General features: G+C 75.8%; 16 protein-coding genes. 3 read left to right on the forward strand and 13 right to left on the reverse strand.

Translation table 11 applies throughout. The annotated features are described in order from the left end of the window. Positions 1–6: 6 nt before the first annotated feature. The 11 genes from purH to ACI78S_RS10420 form a co-directional block, all read right to left on the reverse strand. Entirely contained in the window at positions 7–1,557 is a 1,551-nt protein-coding gene (gene purH / locus ACI78S_RS10370) for a bifunctional phosphoribosylaminoimidazolecarboxamide formyltransferase/IMP cyclohydrolase (protein WP_456972873.1), read from the reverse strand. Next, positions 1,554–2,165 carry a phosphoribosylglycinamide formyltransferase gene (gene purN, locus ACI78S_RS10375; RefSeq protein ID WP_456972875.1) on the reverse strand — a complete coding sequence of 204 codons (612 nt, stop codon included), beginning with the start codon at positions 2,163–2,165 and terminating at the stop codon, positions 1,554–1,556. Before purN ends, purH begins: the two co-directional genes overlap by 4 nt. Positions 2,166–2,294: 129 nt before the next feature. Then, positions 2,295–3,497 (reverse strand): cell division protein PerM, encoded by a 1,203-nt coding sequence (locus tag ACI78S_RS10380; RefSeq protein ID WP_456972877.1) that lies wholly within the window; start codon positions 3,495–3,497, stop codon positions 2,295–2,297. A gap of 120 nt (positions 3,498–3,617) precedes the next feature. Further along, entirely contained in the window at positions 3,618–4,607 is a 990-nt protein-coding gene (locus ACI78S_RS10385) for a hypothetical protein (RefSeq protein ID WP_456972879.1), read from the reverse strand. A 141-nt stretch (positions 4,608–4,748) separates the two neighbouring features. Next, entirely contained in the window at positions 4,749–5,690 is a 942-nt protein-coding gene (locus ACI78S_RS10390; protein WP_456972881.1) for a hypothetical protein, read from the reverse strand. Further along, the gene (locus ACI78S_RS10395) at positions 5,687–6,370 is read right to left on the reverse strand and encodes a hypothetical protein (RefSeq protein ID WP_456972883.1); all 684 of its coding nucleotides are present in this window, start codon (positions 6,368–6,370) and stop codon (positions 5,687–5,689) included. Before ACI78S_RS10395 ends, ACI78S_RS10390 begins: the two co-directional genes overlap by 4 nt. Further along, positions 6,367–6,954, reverse strand: a complete 588-nt coding sequence (locus ACI78S_RS10400; protein ID WP_456972885.1) for a hypothetical protein — start codon at positions 6,952–6,954, stop codon at positions 6,367–6,369. The genes ACI78S_RS10395 and ACI78S_RS10400 overlap by 4 nt, the downstream gene beginning before the upstream one ends. A 208-nt stretch (positions 6,955–7,162) precedes the next feature. Then, a complete protein-coding gene (sucD, locus tag ACI78S_RS10405; protein ID WP_456972887.1) occupies positions 7,163–8,038 on the reverse strand; it encodes a succinate--CoA ligase subunit alpha in 876 nt (291 codons plus the stop codon). Between the two features lie 96 nt (positions 8,039–8,134). Then, the gene (sucC, locus tag ACI78S_RS10410; protein ID WP_456972889.1) at positions 8,135–9,298 is read right to left on the reverse strand and encodes an ADP-forming succinate--CoA ligase subunit beta; all 1,164 of its coding nucleotides are present in this window, start codon (positions 9,296–9,298) and stop codon (positions 8,135–8,137) included. 95 nt (positions 9,299–9,393) lie between these two features. Continuing rightward, complete coding sequence (locus ACI78S_RS10415; protein WP_456972891.1) at positions 9,394–9,804, reverse strand: cobalamin B12-binding domain-containing protein; 411 nt, start codon at positions 9,802–9,804, stop codon at positions 9,394–9,396. Positions 9,805–9,836: 32 nt separating this feature from the next. Further along, positions 9,837–10,823 (reverse strand): hypothetical protein, encoded by a 987-nt coding sequence (locus ACI78S_RS10420; protein ID WP_456972893.1) that lies wholly within the window; start codon positions 10,821–10,823, stop codon positions 9,837–9,839. 294 nt (positions 10,824–11,117) lie between these two features. Here ACI78S_RS10420 and ACI78S_RS10425 point away from each other — a divergent pair, with 294 nt between their 5' ends. Together ACI78S_RS10425 and ACI78S_RS10430 are read left to right on the forward strand one after the other, a co-directional pair. Continuing rightward, a complete protein-coding gene (locus tag ACI78S_RS10425; protein WP_456972895.1) occupies positions 11,118–12,017 on the forward strand; it encodes an esterase/lipase family protein in 900 nt (299 codons plus the stop codon). 146 nt (positions 12,018–12,163) lie between these two features. Continuing rightward, entirely contained in the window at positions 12,164–12,916 is a 753-nt protein-coding gene (locus ACI78S_RS10430; protein WP_456972897.1) for a M23 family metallopeptidase, read from the forward strand. Positions 12,917–13,076: 160 nt separating this feature from the next. On the opposite strand, the gene pcrA is transcribed toward ACI78S_RS10430, so the two are convergent. Continuing rightward, positions 13,077–15,371, reverse strand: coding sequence for a DNA helicase PcrA (gene pcrA, locus ACI78S_RS10435; protein WP_456972899.1), 2,295 nt, complete (start codon positions 15,369–15,371; stop codon positions 13,077–13,079). Between the two features lie 280 nt (positions 15,372–15,651). Between pcrA and ACI78S_RS10440 the strand changes: the two genes are divergently transcribed. Continuing rightward, positions 15,652–15,930, forward strand: coding sequence for a chorismate mutase (locus ACI78S_RS10440; protein WP_456972901.1), 279 nt, complete (start codon positions 15,652–15,654; stop codon positions 15,928–15,930). Between the two features lie 4 nt (positions 15,931–15,934). Here ACI78S_RS10440 and ACI78S_RS10445 read toward each other — a convergent pair whose 3' ends face one another. Next, positions 15,935–18,283 carry a putative bifunctional diguanylate cyclase/phosphodiesterase gene (locus tag ACI78S_RS10445; RefSeq protein WP_456972903.1) on the reverse strand — a complete coding sequence of 783 codons (2,349 nt, stop codon included), beginning with the start codon at positions 18,281–18,283 and terminating at the stop codon, positions 15,935–15,937. Positions 18,284–18,349 lie beyond the last annotated feature (66 nt).

Here is an 18,349-nt window from a genome sequence, read left to right on the forward strand (position 1 = left end):
CCCGCCTCAGTGCGCGAAGTGCCGGGTGCCGGTCAGGTACATCGGGACGCCCGCCGCCGTCGCCGCGGCGATGACCTCCTCGTCGCGCACCGAGCCACCCGGCTGGACGACGGCGCGCACCCCGGCGTCGAGCAGCACCTGCAGGCCGTCGGCGAACGGGAAGAACGCGTCGGAGGCGGCGACCGCGCCGGCCGCCCGCTCCCCCGCCCGGGCCACGGCCAGCCGGGCGCTGTCCACCCGGTTGACCTGCCCCATGCCGACGCCCACGGTCGCCTTGTCGTGCGCCAGCAGGATCGCGTTGCTCTTCACCGCCCGCACCGACCGCCAGGCGAAGACGAGGTTGTCCAGCTCGGCGGCGTCGAGCGGCTCGCCGGCGACCAGCGTCCACGTCGTCGGGTCGTCCCCCGGTGCGTCCACGCGGTCGGCGACCTGCAGCAGCAGCCCACCGCTCACCGGCCGCATCTCCGCGCCGGCCCCGGGCACGTGCGGCAGCCGCAGCAGCCGGATGTTCTTCTTCGCCGTCAGCACCCCGAGCGCGTCGTCGGTGAACGACGGCGCGACCACCACCTCGGTGAACACCTCGGAGACCTGCTCGGCCATGGTCAGGTCGACCTCGCGGTTGGCCGCGATCACCCCGCCGAAGGCCGACACCGGGTCGCAGGCGTGCGCCTTGCGGTGCGCCGAGGCGATGTCCGCGCCGACGGCGATGCCGCACGGGTTGGCGTGCTTGATGATCGCCACGCAGGGGTCGTTGTGGTCGTGCGCGGCCCGCCAGGCGGCGTCGGTGTCGACGTAGTTGTTGTAGGACATCGCCTTGCCGTGCAGCTGCTCGGCGTGCGCCAGCCCCGGCGTCAGCCCCCGGTAGAGGGCGGCCCCCTGGTGCGGGTTCTCGCCGTACCGCAGGACGTCGGCCCGCTCCCACGTGGCGCCGACCCAGGCCGGGAAGCCCGAGTCGTCGTCGGGCGCCAGCACGTTGCCCATCCAGGAGGCGACGGCGATGTCGTAGGTGGCGGTGTGCCGGAACGCGGCGGCGGCCAGCCGCTGCCGCTCGGCCAGCGTGAACCCGCCGGCGGCCACCGCGGCCAGGACGTCGTCGTAGCGGGCGGGATCGACGACGACCGCCACCGACGGGTGGTTCTTCGCCGCGGCCCGCACCATGGCCGGCCCGCCGATGTCGATCTGCTCGACGCACTCGTCGGGCGCCGCCCCCGAGGCGACGGTCTCGGTGAACGGGTAGAGGTTGACGACGACCAGGTCGAACGGCGCGATGCCGAGCTCGTCGAGCTGGGCGCTGTGCTCGGCCCGGCGCCGGTCGGCCAGGATGCCGGCGTGCACCGCCGGGTGCAGCGTCTTCACCCGCCCGTCGAGGCACTCGGGGAACCCGGTCACCTTCTCCACCGGCGTGACCGGGACGCCGGCCTCGGCGATCCGCCGCGCGGTGGCACCGGTGCTGACCAGCTCCACCCCGGCGGCGGCCAGGCCGCGGGCCAGGTCCTCGATGCCGGACTTGTCGTAGACGCCCAGCAGCGCGCGCCGGATCGGGGTGCGGTCGGTCATCGAAGGGTCTCCCTCGCCACGTCGCCGGTGACCAGTCCCGCCACCGTCTCCACCAGGAGCTCGCGCTCCACCGTCTTGATGCGTTCGTGCAGGCTCGCCTCGTCGTCCCCCGGCTCGACGGGCACCTCCCGCTGGGCGAGCACCGGGCCGGTGTCGACGCCGGCGTCGACCAGGTGCACCGTCGACCCGGTCACCGCCACCCCCGCGGCCAGCGCGTCGCGCACCGCGTGGGCGCCGGGGAAGGCCGGCAGCAGCGCGGGGTGGGTGTTGACCAGCCGCCCGCCGAACGCCTCGAGCACGGCGGGGCCGACGATCTTCATGAAGCCGGCGGAGACGACCAGGTCGGGCGCGTGGGCGGCGATCGCGGCGGCCAGCGCGCGGTCCCAGGCGGACCGGTCGGGGTGGTCGCGCAGCGCGCACACGAACGTCGGCAGGCCGCGCCGGCGGGCGTGCTCCAGGCCCGCCGCCTCCCGGTCGGCGCCGACGGCGACGACGGTGGCCGGGTAGGCCGGGTCGTCGGTGGCGGCGAGCAGCGCGGCGCACAGCGAGCCGGTGCCGGAGATCAGGACCACGACCCGCGCCCGCGGGCGGAACTCTGGTGCGGGCACGACGACGACCCTATAAGGACCCCGTCCTCCTCCCGCCTCGCAGGCTCGGCGCGAGCCTCTGGACGGGGCCGGCAGGGCGGGCCGCTCCAGCACCTCACCGGGCTCGGCGCGAGCCCCTCGCCGGGCGGGTCAGCGACGGGCCCGCCACCGGGCCACCGCCGCCGCGAGGGCCGCGGCGATGCCGGCCTGCGCGGCCACCGCCAGCCCCGTGGCCAGCGCGGGGGCGCCCACCTCGGCGAGCGCGGCGTCACCGAGCGCGCCCCCGGCCAGCGCCACGGCCAGCCCGCTGACGGCGCCCAGCAGGACGCCGGCGAGCACCCCCCACAGACCCGCCGCCACCGGCCCGCCGTCGCCGGGGCTCATCCGGCGGGCCAGCACGGCGCCGGTGACCAGGCCGCCGAGCGCCGGGACCGCCTGGGAGAGGAACGCGAGCAGCGGGACCGCCTGCGTGTCCGGCAGGGCGGCCAGCAGCGGCAGCGCGGGCACGGGCCCGAGGGTCACCCCGTGGACCGACACCACCGTGCCGGCGCCGATGACGAAACCGGGGCCTGCGGCCATGCCGAGCACGGCCGCCGCCGCGTTCGGCAGCAGCAGCACGGCCAGCGCCAGCAGACCGACGGCGCCGGCGCCCGCGCCGCCGAGCTCTCGGGAGAGGGCGGCGTACCCGCCGGCGTCGTTGGCGAGCGCGACGCCGACCACCGCGGTGCACAGGGCGAGCAGCGTCAGGCCACCGGCCAGCACCGCCCGGGGAACGGGGCGCGCCGCCGCGGGCAGCCGGTCGAGAGCGTCCTCGAGCCTGCCCGACTCCCGCAGCACCCCCCAGCCCCCGGCGGCGAGCGACAGGACCAGGGCGCCGAGCCCGGTGCGCAGCAGGTCGACGCCGGCATCCGGGTCGTCGAGGAGCACGCCCAGCAGCAGGGTGAGGGCGGTGTGGACGACCACCAGCGCCCCGGTCGTCGCGGCGGCCGCGGCGGCCGACGTCGCGCCGGCGAGGTGGACGGCGAGCCGTCCCGCGCGCGCCAGCCCCCAGGCGATGCCGAGGGTCAGCAGCAGCGGTGCCAGCCGCAGCGGTCCACCGGGCAGCGCGAGCTCGGCCCCCTGCGCCAGCAGCCACAGCCGGCCGGCGAGCGCGGCCGAGCCGCCGGCCGCGAGCCCGCCGGCCGGGTCGAGCGTGGAGACCACGACGACGGCCACGCCCAGCCCGACGAGCCCGACCAGCGACACGGCCGCCGCGGCGAGCGCGGCCCAGACCGGGCCGCGGGTCCTCCCCGGGTCGTCCGCTGCGCCCGCACGGCGGTCGACGGCCGGGACCCGTGGGCTGGAGGAGGCCATGCCCCCACTCTCCCAAGCCCGCCCGCCGGAGGTCGGCGCACGCGCCGTCCCGGCCCGGAACGCGCCGACCGCCGGCGGCCCGGAGGCCGCCGGCGGTCGGCGTCGAAGGGGAGGCGGGGCTCAGGCGGTCGAGGGACCGCCCGGGCCCTGCGCCGGGCCGGAACCCGAGGCGGTGGAGCCACCGGAGCCCTGCGGGCCGCCGGGACCGCCGTACGGCGGCGGAGGCGGGGTGCCGGGCCCCGACGCCGGGCCGCCGGGCACCGGACCGGTGTGCGACGGCGGCGGCCCGTAGGCCGGCTGCTGCGCCTGACCGTAGGACGGAGGCGGGGCCGGCTGCCCGTACTGCTGCGCCGGGGCCCCGCCCTGCGGCGCGCCGCCGAACTGACCCGGCAGGTTCGGGGCCTGCTGGTTGGCCCACTGGGCGGCGCCGGCCAGGTTGCCCGGAAGCGCGGGACGGTTCTTCAGCTCCGGCAGCAGGGCCAGGAACGCGAACAGCAGGATCGCCAGGGAGACGAGGAACCCGAGCAGCGGGAAGATCGAGAAGCCGGCCTCGAAGGTGTCGATCCAGGCGAAGAGCACCAGCAGCGTGGCCAGGGCGGCCAGGCCGACGGTGATCCAGCCGCGCGGGAAGCCGAGCTTCACCTCGTAGAACGCCGGCAGCACCGCCCAGACCGCGGCCAGGAGGAACAGCACGAACGCCGAGCTCACCAGCCCCGAGCTGAAGCCGGAGAACGAGACGTCGGTGAAGTAGATGTCCCCGTAGTCCCACCACGGGAACAGCGCGAGCACCAGGAACAGCAGCGTCCCGCCGGCGATGACGTAGTCCGCCATCTTCAGCTTCCCGGCGTCGAACGAGAACCCGCCCGTGCCCGCGGGCTGGGCGTAGGGGTTGTACCCCGGCTGGCCGGGCTGCGGCGGGTAGCCGGGCGGCGGCCCGTACGGCGGCTGGCCGGGCTGCGGCTGGCCGGGCTGGGGCTGCCCCGGCTGACCGTACGACGGCTGCCCCGGCGCGGGCGGCGGGAACCCGGGCTGCTGCCCGTACCCGGGCTGCCCGCCCTGGGGCGGCGGCCCGTACCCGCCCGGCGGCTGCGGGGGCTGGCTGGAGGTCATGACGGGGCTCTCCTCGGTAGGAACAGGCGTTGCGGAGCGCATGGTGTCGGCCCAGGTCGCCCGGCGCAACTGTGCCGCGCCAGCCGTCCCGGGTCCGTGACCGGCACCGCCCCGGGTGCACCCTGGGGACGGCGCCGGCGGTCAGTCGAAGCGCTCGGCGCAGTCGCCGGCGTACTCGGTGCCGGTGCGGCCGCCGCAGGTGCTGCCGTACTCCTCGTACTCGCTGAACAGGTCCGACTCGAGGTAGAGCCGGTCGCAGCTGCCGAGGTCACCCCCGGCGCACTCGCGGGCCAGCTGGTCGAGCGCCGGCTCGTACTCGACGTCCCCCCGGGCGACCGGGATCGGGGCCGCGCCGTCCACCGGGACGACGGCGGCCTCCTGCGCCCCGGCCACGTCGGGGGCGAGGGCCGAGGTCGTGAGGACCCCGGCGAGCACCACGCCGACCACCAGGACGAGGGACGCCACGAGGGAGGCGGCACCGCGGGCGGGCAGCGGGACGGCGCGGGGACCGGTCAGGCGGCCGATCGCCCGCTCGGCCGAACGCCGCTCCGCCGCCGCGGTCCAGGCGGCCGTCGAGGGCGCCGCGGTCAGCCCGGCCGCGCCGGCCGCGACGGCGGTGACCACGAGGCCGAACACCAGCGCGGGCACGTCCACCCGCCCCTGCACGATCGCCGCCGCGACGACGGCGAGCACGGCGAGCACCGCGACCGCGACGCCGGCGGCGCGCAGCAGGCCGCTCCCCCGTCCGGACAGCACCGAAGCGGCGCCGGCCAGCAGGCCCGCGGCGGCGAGCGTGCCGAGCAGCCCGCCGAGCACCGACGCGTCCTCGCGCGCGAGGTTGGCCGCGGCGAGGACGTCGGTCACCGATCCGACGGCCAGCAGCACGACGAGCAGGACGGCGCCGGCGACGGCCAGCGCTCCGGCCGCCCACACGGCGGCGGGCGGCAGCGGCCAGACCGGGCGCGGCGCGGCGGGCGGGGGCGGCACGGCGGCGGGCGGCGCGGAGGGGGCCGGCCACGGCGCGGGCGGCGGCCCGGCGTGCCACTGCGGCTGCGCGTCGTCCGGCGGCTGCCAGGCGCTCATCGTGCCCCTCCCCACGTGTCGGTCTCGGTGGCCCAGTCGGGCGGCCCGGCGACCGGCGCGGCGGCCGCCCAGGGCGGCGGGGGCGCGGGTGCCGGGGGAACGGCCGGCCGGCGCAGGCCGGCGGCCTCGGCGGCGCCGAGAGCGGCGAGGGCGAGCAGCGCGACCACCGTCCCGGCCAGCAGCAGCCAGTAGCCGGCCCCGCGGGAGGCGCTGAACCCGTCCAGGTCCGCCTCGCGGGCCACGTCCAGCGCGTCGGAGAGGTACGAGCCGGCCGTCCAGAACTCCGCGGTGACCAGGGCGGCGGCGCCGACGGTGACGGCCAGCGCCACGGCGCGCAGGCCCGGCCGCCAGACCGAGGCGAGGACCAGGGCCGCCGCGGCCAGCAGGCCGACGGCGCCCACGGTCAGCGGGATGCCGAGGAGCAGGGTGTCGGCGGTCGGGTCGCCCGCGTGCTCCACGGACCAGCCCGACTGCCGGTACTCCAGGCCGTTGTCGTCGATGGACAGCAGGGTGGGGAACGTCCCGCCGAGGACGAGCGCCCCGGCGAGCCCGGTGAGGCCTCCGGCGAGCAGCCGCGCCAGCGCCGCCAGCGGCAGGGCGGGGCGGGGCGACGGCGTCCACCCGACGCCGCCGGCGGACGTGGCGGCGGGCGACGTCCAGGACACGGGGTTGGAGGTCATGCCCGCACCTCCACGGTGGCGAGGACGTCGGCGCGGCCGCGGCGCGCGGTCGCCGCCGCGGCGCCGGCGAGGACGACGGCTACCCCGAGCACGCCCATCAGCGGACCCCACTGGGTCGTCACGCGCGTTCCCTCGACCGCGTACTCGGCCACCGACACGTCGGTCCGGCCGAAGACCCAGAGGGTGGCGAACACCCCGGCGGTGACGGCGCCGCCGGCGACCGCGAGCAGCTGGGCGAGCCTCGCCCACGGACCGCGGTCACCCACCCGGGCCGTCACCAGCGCCGCGGCGGCCGCCGCGGTCAGCAGCACGACCGCCAGCACGAGCGGGCCGCCCCAGCTGACGGTCTGGTAGAGGAACTCCTCGGTGCCGGCACCGGTCACCCGCTCGCCCCAGGCGAGCCGGCTGATCGTCAGGCCGGTCGTGAACTCGTCGCTGTACTCGACCGTGTCCAGGCTGAGCGCCAGCCCGCTGCCGGTCACCAGCGCGGCGACCGCCGCCAGCCCGGCAGCGAGCTGCCGCACCGCGATCGGCCGGGTGACCGGCACGACCGTGCCCGCGGGCATCCCCGGCGAGCCCCCCATGTCCCACGTCCCGTCGCTTCCGGCCGTGCGCGTTCCGCACGGTCCGGGGGGATTCCTACGGCATGCCGGCCGCGACGGGCCGCCGGACACGCCTGGGCGGCACCCCAGGGGGTGAGGACGCCGCTGCCCGGCACCCCGTGGCCGGGGTGCCGGGCAGCGGCCGTGCCGAGGCGGGACGCGCCGGTCCCCGGGAGAGGGGCGTCCTCCCTCAGCCGACGATGTCGCGCATGAGGCGGGCGGTCTCCGACGGCGTCTTGCCGACGCGGACGCCGGCCGCCTCGAGGGCCTCCTTCTTGGCCTGCGCGGTGCCGGCGGAGCCGGACACGATGGCGCCGGCGTGGCCCATCGTCTTGCCCTCGGGGGCGGTGAAGCCGGCGACGTAGCCGACGACCGGCTTGGTCACGTTGGCCTTGATGAAGTCGGCCGCGCGCTCCTCGGCGTCCCCACCGATCTCACCGATCATCACGATCGCCTCGGTCTCCGGGTCGTCCTGGAAGGCCTGGAGGCAGTCGATGTGGGTGGTGCCGATGACCGGGTCGCCGCCGATGCCCACGCAGGTGGAGAAGCCGATGTCGCGCAGCTCGAACATCATCTGGTAGGTCAGCGTGCCCGACTTGCTGACCAGGCCGATCTTGCCCTGCTTGGTGATGTTGGCCGGGATGATGCCGGCGTTCGACCGCCCCGGGCTGATCAGGCCGGGGCAGTTCGGGCCGATGATCCGGGTGGATCCGCCCTGGGCGTGCGCCCAGAGGTAGGTCGAGTCGTGCACCGGGATGCCCTCGGTGATGACCACGGCCAGCCCGATCTGGGCGTCCACGGCCTCGATGACGGCGCCCTTCGCGCCGGCCGGCGGCACGAAGATGACGCTGACGTCGGCGCCGGTCTCCTTCATCGCCTCGGCGACGGAGCCGAACACCGGCACGGTGGCGCCGTCGAACTCGACGCTCTCGCCGGCCTTCTTCGGGTTGACGCCGCCGACGATCGCGGTGCCGGAGGCGAGCATGCGCTGGGTGTGCTTGCGCCCCTCGGAGCCGGTCATGCCCTGGACGATGACCTTGCTGTTCTCGTTGAGGAAGATCGACATCTCTCTATCAGTCCATTTCGGAGAAGGGCGGTGGGGCCGGCCCCTCTGCGGGGACCCGCGCCGAGCCTGCGAGGCGTGGGGGCAGAGGGTCCTGTTTCAGGCGGCGGCGAGCTCGGCGGCCCGGCGCGCGGCGCCGTCCATCGTGTCGACCAGGGTCACGAGCGGGTGGTTGGCCTCGGCGAGGATCCGCCGGCCCTCCTCCACGTTGTTGCCGTCGAGCCGGACGACCAGCGGCTTGGTCGCCTCGTCGCCGAGCAGCTGCAGCGCGTGCACGATGCCGTTGGCCACGGCGTCGCAGGCGGTGATGCCCCCGAAGACGTTGACGAACACGCTCTTCACGGCGGGGTCGGACAGGATGATGTGCAGCCCGTTGGCCATCACCTCGGCCGAGGCGCCGCCGCCGATGTCGAGGAAGTTGGCCGGCTTGACGCCGCCGAACTCCTCGCCGGCGTACGCGACGACGTCCAGGGTGCTCATGACCAGGCCGGCGCCGTTGCCGATGATGCCGACCTCGCCGTCGAGCTTGACGTAGTTGAGGTCCTTCTCCTTGGCCGCGGCCTCGAGCGGGTCGGCGGAGGCGGTGTCCTCCAGCGCGGCCCGGTTGTCGTGCCGGAAGGCGGCGTTGTCGTCGAGGGTCACCTTCGCGTCGAGCGCCAGGACGGTGCCGTCGGGCGCCTTGGCCAGCGGGTTGACCTCGACCAGCGTGGCGTCCTCCTTGCTGAAGACCTCCCACAGCCGCTGCGCGATGGCGATGACCTGGTCGCGGACCTCGGCGGGGAAGTTCGCCGCGTCGACGATCTCGGCGGCCTTGGCCTCGTCCACGCCCCGCGTGGCGTCCACGGGGATGCGGGCCAGGGCCTCGGGGCGCTCGACGGCGAGCTGCTCGATCTCCATGCCGCCCTCGCGCGAGGCCATCGCCAGGAAGGTGCGGTTGGCCCGGTCGAGCAGGTAGGAGAAGTAGTACTCCTCGGCGATGTCGCTGGCCTGCGCGACCATCACGCGGTGGGTGATGTGGCCCTTGATGTCCAGGCCGAGGATGTCCTGCGCCCGCGCCTTCGCCTCCTCGGCGTCGTCGGCCAGCTTGACGCCGCCGGCCTTGCCGCGGCCACCCACCTTGACCTGCGCCTTGACGACGACGGTCTGCCCGATCTCGCGGGCGATGGCCTCCGCCTGCTCCGGCGTCTCGGCCACGCCACCGGGGAGCACGGGCACGCCGTGCGATGCCAACAGGTCACGCGCCTGGTACTCGAAGAGATCCACGAACGAGCACCGTAGCCCGCCCGAAACCGGCCCGCCGCACCGGCGGGGGCGCGGGTGGGCGGGGTCACAGCCGGGTCCGGCGGTGACCTGCGCACTCAGGTGCCGGCCGGCGCCCCGACGTGCTCGCGGACCCAGTCGACGATCTCGGTGGTGGTCGCGCCGGGGGTGAAGATGCGGGCCACCCCCATCCGCTCGAGCTCGGGGATGTCCTCGTCCGGGATGATCCCGCCGCCGAAGACGACGACGTCGTCGATCCCGCGCTCCCGCATCAGCTCGGTGAGGCGCTCGAACAGCGTCATGTGCGCGCCCGAGAGGACCGACAGGCCGACGGCGTCGGCGTCCTCCTGGACGACGGTCTCGACGATCTGCTCCGGCGTCTGGTGCAGGCCGGTGTAGACGACCTCCATGCCGGCGTCGCGCAGCGCGCGGGCCACCACCTTGGCCCCGCGGTCGTGCCCGTCGAGGCCGGGCTTGGCGACGACCACGCGGATGCGTTCCTCAGCCACGGGGGGCACTGTAGGTCCGGAGGTGGTCCCGGTCACCCTCCGGCCGCGGCCGGGGCACGCCGCAGCCGCCAGGCCAGGACGGTGAGCAGCACGTACCCGAGGCCGGCGACGACCAGCCCGGCGCCGGGCACGGTCCACTGCAGCTCGTCGGAGATGGCCGCGTCGCGGGCGCCGGTCAGCCCGGCCGCGAGCACCGAGACGGCCAGCGCCAGCAGCCCGCCCACGGCCGCCAGCCGCGGGCGCAGGGACGGCGACACGACCGAGCACAGCACCACCGCGCCGGCCAGCAGCAGGCCGCCCAGCAGCGCCAGGCCGGGCCGCTCCAGCAGCGCCTGTGGGCCCTCCTGGGTCACCACCGTCTCCAGGCCGGTCGTCGGATCGGTGACGATGCGGTCCGGGACCTCGGCGGCGGGCAGCGTCATGCACAGCACGGTCAGCACACCCAGCAGCACCGCGCCGCCGGCCAGCGCGGAGCGGACGGGGTCGAGGGTCCCGCTGTCCTCCATGACCGTGCGCCCCCACGCCACCGCGGCGAGGATCCCGGCGAGCACGGTCAGCCCCAGCGCGACGACGCCGAGCACCCAGCCGGCGCCGATCTCGACGGTGCTCGTGAGCACCCGCTCACCGGCGAGCACCTCCACGCCCGGGCGGCTGGTGGAGCTGCTGCCCCGGTACAGCTCGATGAGGAGCTGCCCGAGAGCCAGCGCCGCGGCGACCCCGGCGTAGGCCAGGCCGAACTTGGGGACGGCGCCGCGCACCAGCAGCCCGCCGACCACCAGGTGGGCCACCGGGACGACGAGGGCCACCAGCGCGCTGCCGAACCCGGTGACGAGCGAGACCTCGGTGCCGCCGACGACGAGGTAGGTCGGGACCAGGGCGGCGACGCCGACCAGCCCGGCCAGGACCAGCAGCGCGCCGGTGACGCGGGCGAGCAGGGGGACGGCGCCGACGACCACCGCGTCGGGCGGCGGCGCCGCGGCGTCCCGGCCGGAGCGGCGCGCCGACGGGCGGTCCGGCACGCGCCCCGGTCGGGGCCGGCCGCTCCCGGGCCGGCCGACCGCACGGCCCCCGTCCTTCCCCGAGGCAGCGCGGTCGCGGGCGGGTCCGCTGCGGGCGTCGCGGGCGGGCACGGCTCCCCTTTCGGCTGGACGGTCACGAACAGGCCTCGAACCGCCGATGACCAGCGACGCCTGTGTGACGACGAGCACACACGGGCATTACCGTCGGGTGAACGGAGCACCCCACGGGTGCCCCGCCACCGGCGGGTCCGCGTCCCGGCACGCAGCGGTGGCAACTGACGGAGGTAGCTGGCCATGCGCCCCACGAGCGATCCGGACTCCGGTCCAGAGTCGCACATCGGCGCCGTCCCCCCGGGGACGACGCGAGGTGGGCTGCGCGCGCTCTGCACCCCCGCGACGCTGACCGGCGGGCTCACCGAGCTGGCCTGGGTCGGCGCCCACGCGCTGCTCTACCCGCTGGGCACCCGCACCGAGCAGCTGCGCCCCGACGCCCGGTTCCGGCCGGGCGCCCAGCCGCCGTCGGTCCGCGCGCTGTTCGCCGCCGACCCGCTGGCCGCCCGCACCCCGGTGCTGCTCGTCCACGGGCTCGTCGACAACCGCTCGGTGTTCGCGGTGATGCGCCGCAGCCTCCGCCGGCGCGGGTTCGCCTCGGTCTGCTCCTGGAACTACAGCCCGCTGCTGCGCGACGTGGCGCAGGGCGCCGAGGACCTCGCCGAGCAGGTCGAGCGGATCTGCGCGGAGACCGGGCACGACCGCGTGCACGTGGTCGGCCACAGCCTCGGCGGGCTGATCGCCCGCTACCTCGTGCAGCGGCTCGACGGCGACCGGCGGATCGAGTCGCTGGTCACCCTGGGCACGCCGCACCAGGGCTCGCTGTGGGCGCAGGTCGTGCCCACGCCGCTGATCCGCCAGCTGCGCCCGGGCTCGGCGCTGCTGCAGGAGCTGGCGGAGCCCGTGCCCGCCCGCCGCACGGGGATCACCGCCGTCTACAGCGACATCGACCAGGTCGTGGTGCCCACCAGCTCGGGTCGCTGCGACCACCCCGACCTGCGGGCCCGCAACGTCCTGGTGCGCGGGGTGGGGCACATGTCGCTGCCCATCCACCGCGGCGTCGTCGACGAGGTGGCTGCCACCCTGGCCGGCCTGCGCCGGGCCCCGGCGGGCACCGCGCACCTGCCTGCCGCCGTCGCCTGAGCCCCACCCGTCACACGCTCCTCGGCATCCGTCGCGCACGACCCGACACGTGCCGTGAGGTGCTTTGTCGACTCCTGACGCATCGTTACGGTCCGATCACGTTCCCGGTACCAGCCGGGCTCGTCGATCCACCGGAAGGTGCTCCCGTGACCCTGGCTCTTCCCCGGCCCGGGATCCGCCGCCCGTCCCGTCCCACGACGGAGGGCGCCGCGGAGTCCGAGCGGACCGAGGGCACGCGGAGCCGCCGGCTGCCCCACCCGCCCGTCAGGCGGGCGCACCTCTGGCTGGCCGCCCTCGTCGCCGGCGCGGTGATCGCCGGGGTCCCGTCCTTCGCCGGCGACGACGTCACCGACGTCGCGGCCACCGCCGCCGACTACGGCCTGGGGGCGTCGACCGACATCGGCATGACCGGCGGCATGGACGACGCCGCCGCCCGGCAGAGCATCACCGAGGCCGAGGCCCAGGCACGCCTGAGCGAGCTGGCCGCCTCGCGGGCGGCCCGCGAGCCGAAGACCGTGCTGCCGGTCCAGGGCCGGATGACCACCTGCTACTGCATGCGGTGGGGCCAGATGCACTGGGGCATCGACCTCGCCGCGCCGCTGGGCACCCCCATCTACGCCGCCTCGGACGGCGTCGTCGTCCGGGCCGGCGCCGCCTCCGGGTACGGCAACGCCGTCTACATCCAGGACGCCGACGGCAACGTGCAGATCTACGGCCACATGCGCTACTACGACGTGGAGGCCGGCGACGTCGTCCACGCCGGCGACCAGATCGCCAAGGTGGGTAGCGAGGGCTACTCGACCGGGCCGCACCTGCACTTCGAGATCCACCGCGGCGGCATGAACGGCCGGCCGATCGACACCGAGGAGTGGCTCGCCGACCGCGGCGTCGCAATCTGACGCACGCTCCCGCTGCTCCCGAGACCTACCGCCGCCGGGGGCGGTTCCCGTCGACGGCCGCCCTCGCGCGCTCCGGCCGGTCCCGGGGTCCACCTCGCGCTCCCGGGGCCCCGCAGGACTCCCCGGGCACGAGTTCGACCCCAGGAGCGGCGGCGACCGCCTACAGCTTGACGAGCGGGGCGTAGCGCAGGACGAGGCGCTTGGTGCCGCCCGAGCCGAAGTCGACGGTGGCCTGCGCCTTGTCGCCGACGCCGTTGACCTCGACGACGGTGCCCAGGCCGAACGCGTCGTGGCTGACCCGGTCGCCGACCTCGACCGAGATGACCTCGCGGTTGCCGCGCCCGCCCCGCAGCCCCCCGGTCGACAGGCCGGTGGCCGCCACCCGCGCCTGCGCGGAGGAGGAGTAGGTCGAGACCGTGGGCACGGGCTCGGTGCGGGCCCAGTGCACGGTGTCGGCCGGCAGCTCGTCGAGGAAGCGGGACGGCGGGTTGTAGGCCGGCTGCCCCCAGCTGGTGCGCACCTGCGCCCGGGAGAGGAACAGCCGCTTCTGCGCGCGGGTGATGCCGACGTAGGCCAGCCGGCGCTCCTCCTCCAGCTCGCGCGGGTCGCCCAGCGCCCGCAGGTGCGGGAAGACGCCGTCCTCCAGCCCGGTGAGGAAGACGACCGGGAACTCGAGCCCCTTGGCGGTGTGCAGGGTCATCAGCGTGACCACGCCGGCCTCGTCCCCCGCAACGGGCACCTGGTCGGCGTCGGCCACCAGCGACACCTGCTCGAGGAAGTCGGGGATGGAGCCGCCCGGGTTGGCCGCCTCGAACTCGGCGGCCACCGAGATGAGCTCGTTGAGGTTGTCGACCCGGCCCTCGTCCTGCGGGTCGGTGGACGCCGACAGCTCCGCGAGGTAGCCGGTGCGGTCGAGGATGCTCTCCAGCAGCGCCGCCGGCCCGGAGCCGGTCTCGGCGAGCTGCTCGAACTCCTCGAGCAGCGCCACGAACTCCTGGATCGCCTTGAGCGACCGCGGGGCCAGCGAGGTGATCTCCGAGCACCGGCGCAGCGCGGTGGCGAAGGCGATCCGCTCCCGGTCGGCGAATTGCTCGACGCACGCCTCGGCCCGCTCGCCGATGCCGCGCTTCGGGGTGTTGATCACCCGGCGCAGGCTGACGACGTCGGCCGGGTTGGCCACCACCTTCAGGTAGGCCAGCGCGTCGCGGACCTCCTTGCGCTCGTAGAAGCGCACGCCGCCGACGACCTTGTAGGGCATGCCGACCCGGATGAACACCTCCTCGAACACACGGGAGGCGTTGTTGGTGCGGTAGAAGACCGCGATCTCCTTCGGCTGGGCGGTGCCCTCGTCGACCAGCGCGTCGATCTGCTCGGCCACCCAGGCGGCCTCGTCGTGCTCGTTGTCGGCGACGTAGCCCTCGATCAGCTCGCCGTCGCCGGCCTCGGTCCACAGGTTCTTCGGCCGGCGGCCGGTGTTCTTCGCGATGACGGTGTTGGCCGCCCGCAGGATGCGCTGGGTGGAGCGGTAGTTCTGCTCCAGCAGGATCGTGGTCGCCTCGGGGTAGTCGCGCTCGAACTCGTCGATGTTGCGGATCGTGGCGCCGCGGAAGGCGTAGATCGACTGGTCGGCGTCACCGACGACGCACAGCTCGGCCGGCGGCACCGGCCCGCCGGGCGGTCCCACGAGCTCGCGGACGAGCACGTACTGGGCGTGGTTGGTGTCCTGGTACTCGTCGACCAGGACGTGCCGGAAGCGGCGGCGGTAGTGCTCGGCGACGTCGGGGAACGCCTGCAGCAGGTGCGTCGTCGTCATGATCAGGTCGTCGAAGTCCAGCGCGTGCGCCTGGCGCAGCCGCTGCTGGTAGAGCTTGTACGCCTCGGCGAGCACCTTCTCCGGCGCCGTCTGCGGGACGTAGCTCTCCTCGTCGACGAGCTCGTTCTTCAGGTTGGAGACCTGCGCGGCCAGGCTGCGGCCCGGGTAGCGCTTGGCGTCGAGGTCGAGGTCGCGGGCGACCATCGTCATGAGCCGGACGGAGTCGCCCTGGTCGTAGATGGTGAACGACGACTTCAGGCCGATCTTGGCCGCCTCGGCGCGCAGGATGCGCACGCACATGGAGTGGAACGTCGACACCCACATGGCGCGGGCGCGGGGCCCGACGAGCTGGGCGACGCGCTCCTTCATCTCGCCGGCGGCCTTGTTGGTGAAGGTGATCGCCAGGATCTCCCCCGGCTGCACCCCGCGCGCGCCGAGCAGGTAGGCGATCCGGTGGGTGAGCACGCGGGTCTTGCCGGAGCCCGCGCCGGCGACGATGAGCAGCGGGCCGCCCTCGTGGACGACGGCGTCGCGCTGCGGACCGTTGAGCCCGGCGAGCAGCCGGTCGAGGTCCCGCCCCGCCGGGCCCCGCGCGGTGCGCTGGAGGGTGGCGGTACCGGGGAGGGGCTGGGCGCTGCTCATGACCACATCACTGTAAGCCGGACGGGTGACGGCCCCCGGGGCGCGGGACCCGCCCGTCCCACCCGTCACGGGGGGAGCTGGTGGCGCGCCCCGCGGCGGCTGTGGCAGACTGCGCGCCGTGCAGCTCCGCAGCTACAGCTTTTACTACGGGCATCGGGATCCGGTGTCCGTCACTGCTGGCTGAGCGACCACAGCAACCGACGCCCCGGGCCCGACGAGCCCGGGGCGTTTCTCGTTCCCGGGGTCCGACGGCCCAGACCGCCCCTGAGGAGCAGTTCCGATGAGCACCACCACCGCCGACGCCCCCGCCACCGACCCCGCCGTCCGCATCGGCGAGCTGCGCACGGAGATCGACGCCTGCGACGCCGGGATCATCGAGCTCGTCCAGCGCCGGCTGGCGATCTCGAAGGAGATCGGCGCGCTGCGCGCCGCCGCCGGGGGCACCCGCCTGTCGCTCGCCCGCGAGCAGCAGATCGTGGCCCGGTTCCAGGACGCGCTCGGCCCGGACGGCGCCACGCTCGCCCTGATGCTGCTCCGCCAGGGCCGCGGCCGGCTCTGACCCCTCAGCCGGTGAGGACGGCGGAGCGGCCCAGCAGCTCCGGCACCGCCGTCGGCGGGACCGGCCGGGCCAGCAGGAAGCCCTGTACGCGGGGGCACCCCATCCGCCGCAGGGCGGTGAGCTGGCCGGGGCGCTCGACGCCCTCGGCCACCACCGGCAGCGCGAGGTCGCGGGCCAGCCGGAACACCGCGCCGAGCAGCGTCGCCTCGCGCTCGTCGCTGTCGATCCGGGCCAGGAACGACCGGTCGATCTTGACCGACTCGAGCGTGAGCGCGCCCAGCCGGGCCAGCGACGACTGCCCGACCCCGAAGTCGTCCAGCGCCACGCCGACCCCCACGGCCCGCAGCTCCCGGATGACCCGCTCGGCCGCCTCCTCGTGGGCCAGCAGGCCGGTCTCGGTCAGCTCCAGCACCAGCTGGCCCGGCGCCAGGTCGTACCGCGCGACGAGCTCGCGCACCCGCGGGACCAGTCCGCTCCACGCCAGCGAGGCGGGCGCGACGTTGACGTGCACCGACAGGGCGGCGTCGCACCGGGCCGACCAGCCGGCCACGCGGTCGCACGCCTGGTCGAGCAGCTGGGCGGTCAACCGGTCGAGCAGGCCGGCGCGCTCGGCCAGGGGGACGAACACCGACGGCGGCACCTCGCGGCCGTCCGGCCGCCACCGGGCCAGCGCCTCCAGGGCGATGATCCGGCCGGTGCCGAGCTCGACGATGGGCTGGTAGGCCAGCGACACCTCCCCCTCGGCCAGCCCCCGGCAGAGGCGGTCCGCCCGCGTGAACTCCTCCACCTCCTCCAGGTGCAGGCCGGGCGTGTAGGTGACGATCTGGTCCTTGCCGGAGCGCTTGGCGGCGTACATCGCGGTGTCCGAGCGGACCAGCAGCGCGTCGGGGCGGGCGGGCGGGTCGTCGGGGCCGAGGACGCAGACCCCGACGCTGGCGCGCACCGTCACCGGCCGCCCGCCGAGCACCACCGGCGCGCGCAGCGCCTCCAGGGCCCGGCTGGTCGCCGCCTGCACGTCGGCGCCGCTCTCCAGCAGGACGGCGAACTCGTCACCGCCGAGCCGGGCCACGGTGTCCACCGCCCGGGTCGCGTCCCGCAGCCGCGCGGCCACCTGCACCAGCAGCTCGTCACCGGCGGCGTGCCCGAGCGTGTCGTTGACGACCTTGAAGTCGTCGAGGTCGAGGAAGACCAGGGCGACCGGGCTCTGCCTGCGGCGGTGGCCGTTGAGCGCCTGCTCCAGCCGGTCGAGGAAGAGGGCGCGGTTGGCCAGCCCGGTCAGCCCGTCGTGGAAGGCCTGGTGCCGCAGCATCGCCTCGCGCCGGGCCAGCCGGCCGCCGAGCCGCACGTTGTCGCGCAGCACGAGGTACTGGCGCACCAGGATGAGCGTGATCACGACGGTGGCGAGCACGACCTCGGCGACGCCGAGCCGGCCGCCGCCCAGCACGAAGGCGACGGTCGCCACGAGCGCGACGGCCACCGGCACGTAGGGCAGCAGGTCCGCGCGCAGCTCGGCGGCCGGGTCGCACACCCCCAGGTCGACGGCCGCCGGGGCGTCGTCGTCGGCGGCGGCGTCCGTCGCCGCGGACCGGGCCACCCCCGCCAGGGCCAGCAGGAGGAAGCCGACGATCCAGCCGAGGTCGGCCGACCCGCCGTCGTACGCCGCCGTGGCCTGGAGGTAGGCGAAGGCGCTGTCGGCGACGCTGAGCGCGACCACCCCGGCGCAGACCAGCCGCAGGGGCAGGCGCGGTCCTCGCGTGCGGGCCGCGGTGAGCACGGCCAGCACGATGAGCACGACGTCGAGGACGGGGTAGGCGAGAAACAGCACCCAGGCCAGCCGGCTGAGTCCGGCCGACCGGTCGGAGACGGCGCTGAGCACGGTCTCCCAGCTCACCAGCCCGACGGCGGCGGAGGTCATCACGGCGTCGGACGTGCTGCGCCAGCGCCCGCGCGCGCCTCCGTCGGTCGGGTGCACCAGCAGCGCCGCGGCGGCCAGCAGCGGGAACAGCAGGAAGCCGACGTCGGCGACGGACGGGAACGGGATCCCCGCGCCGACGATCTCCTCGTGCGCCCACCACGACTGCCCGGCCGCCCAGGCGGCGCAGCCGGCGGCCAGCAGCGCCCAGCTCCAGCGGAACCGGCCGGCCGACCGCCGGGCGCGCCAGGCGAGCGCGACCGCCGCACCCGCCGGCGCGGCGAGCTGGGCCAGGTTGGAGACGTAGCGGGACCAGACGTCCTCCGGCAGGACGAGCATCGCGGCCAGGCAGCCGCCCACGAGCGCGACGGCGGCGCCCACGGCGGCGGTCGGCAGCGCCGCCCGGCCGACCGCGACCACGGGGCGTGCCTGAACCACCACGGTCGGAGAGCATGGCGGATGCGCAGGTCAGCGGCCAGGGGTTCGGGCGGCCGATCTCGGATCGGA

The organism is Geodermatophilus sp. SYSU D00815, from assembly GCF_054050035.1.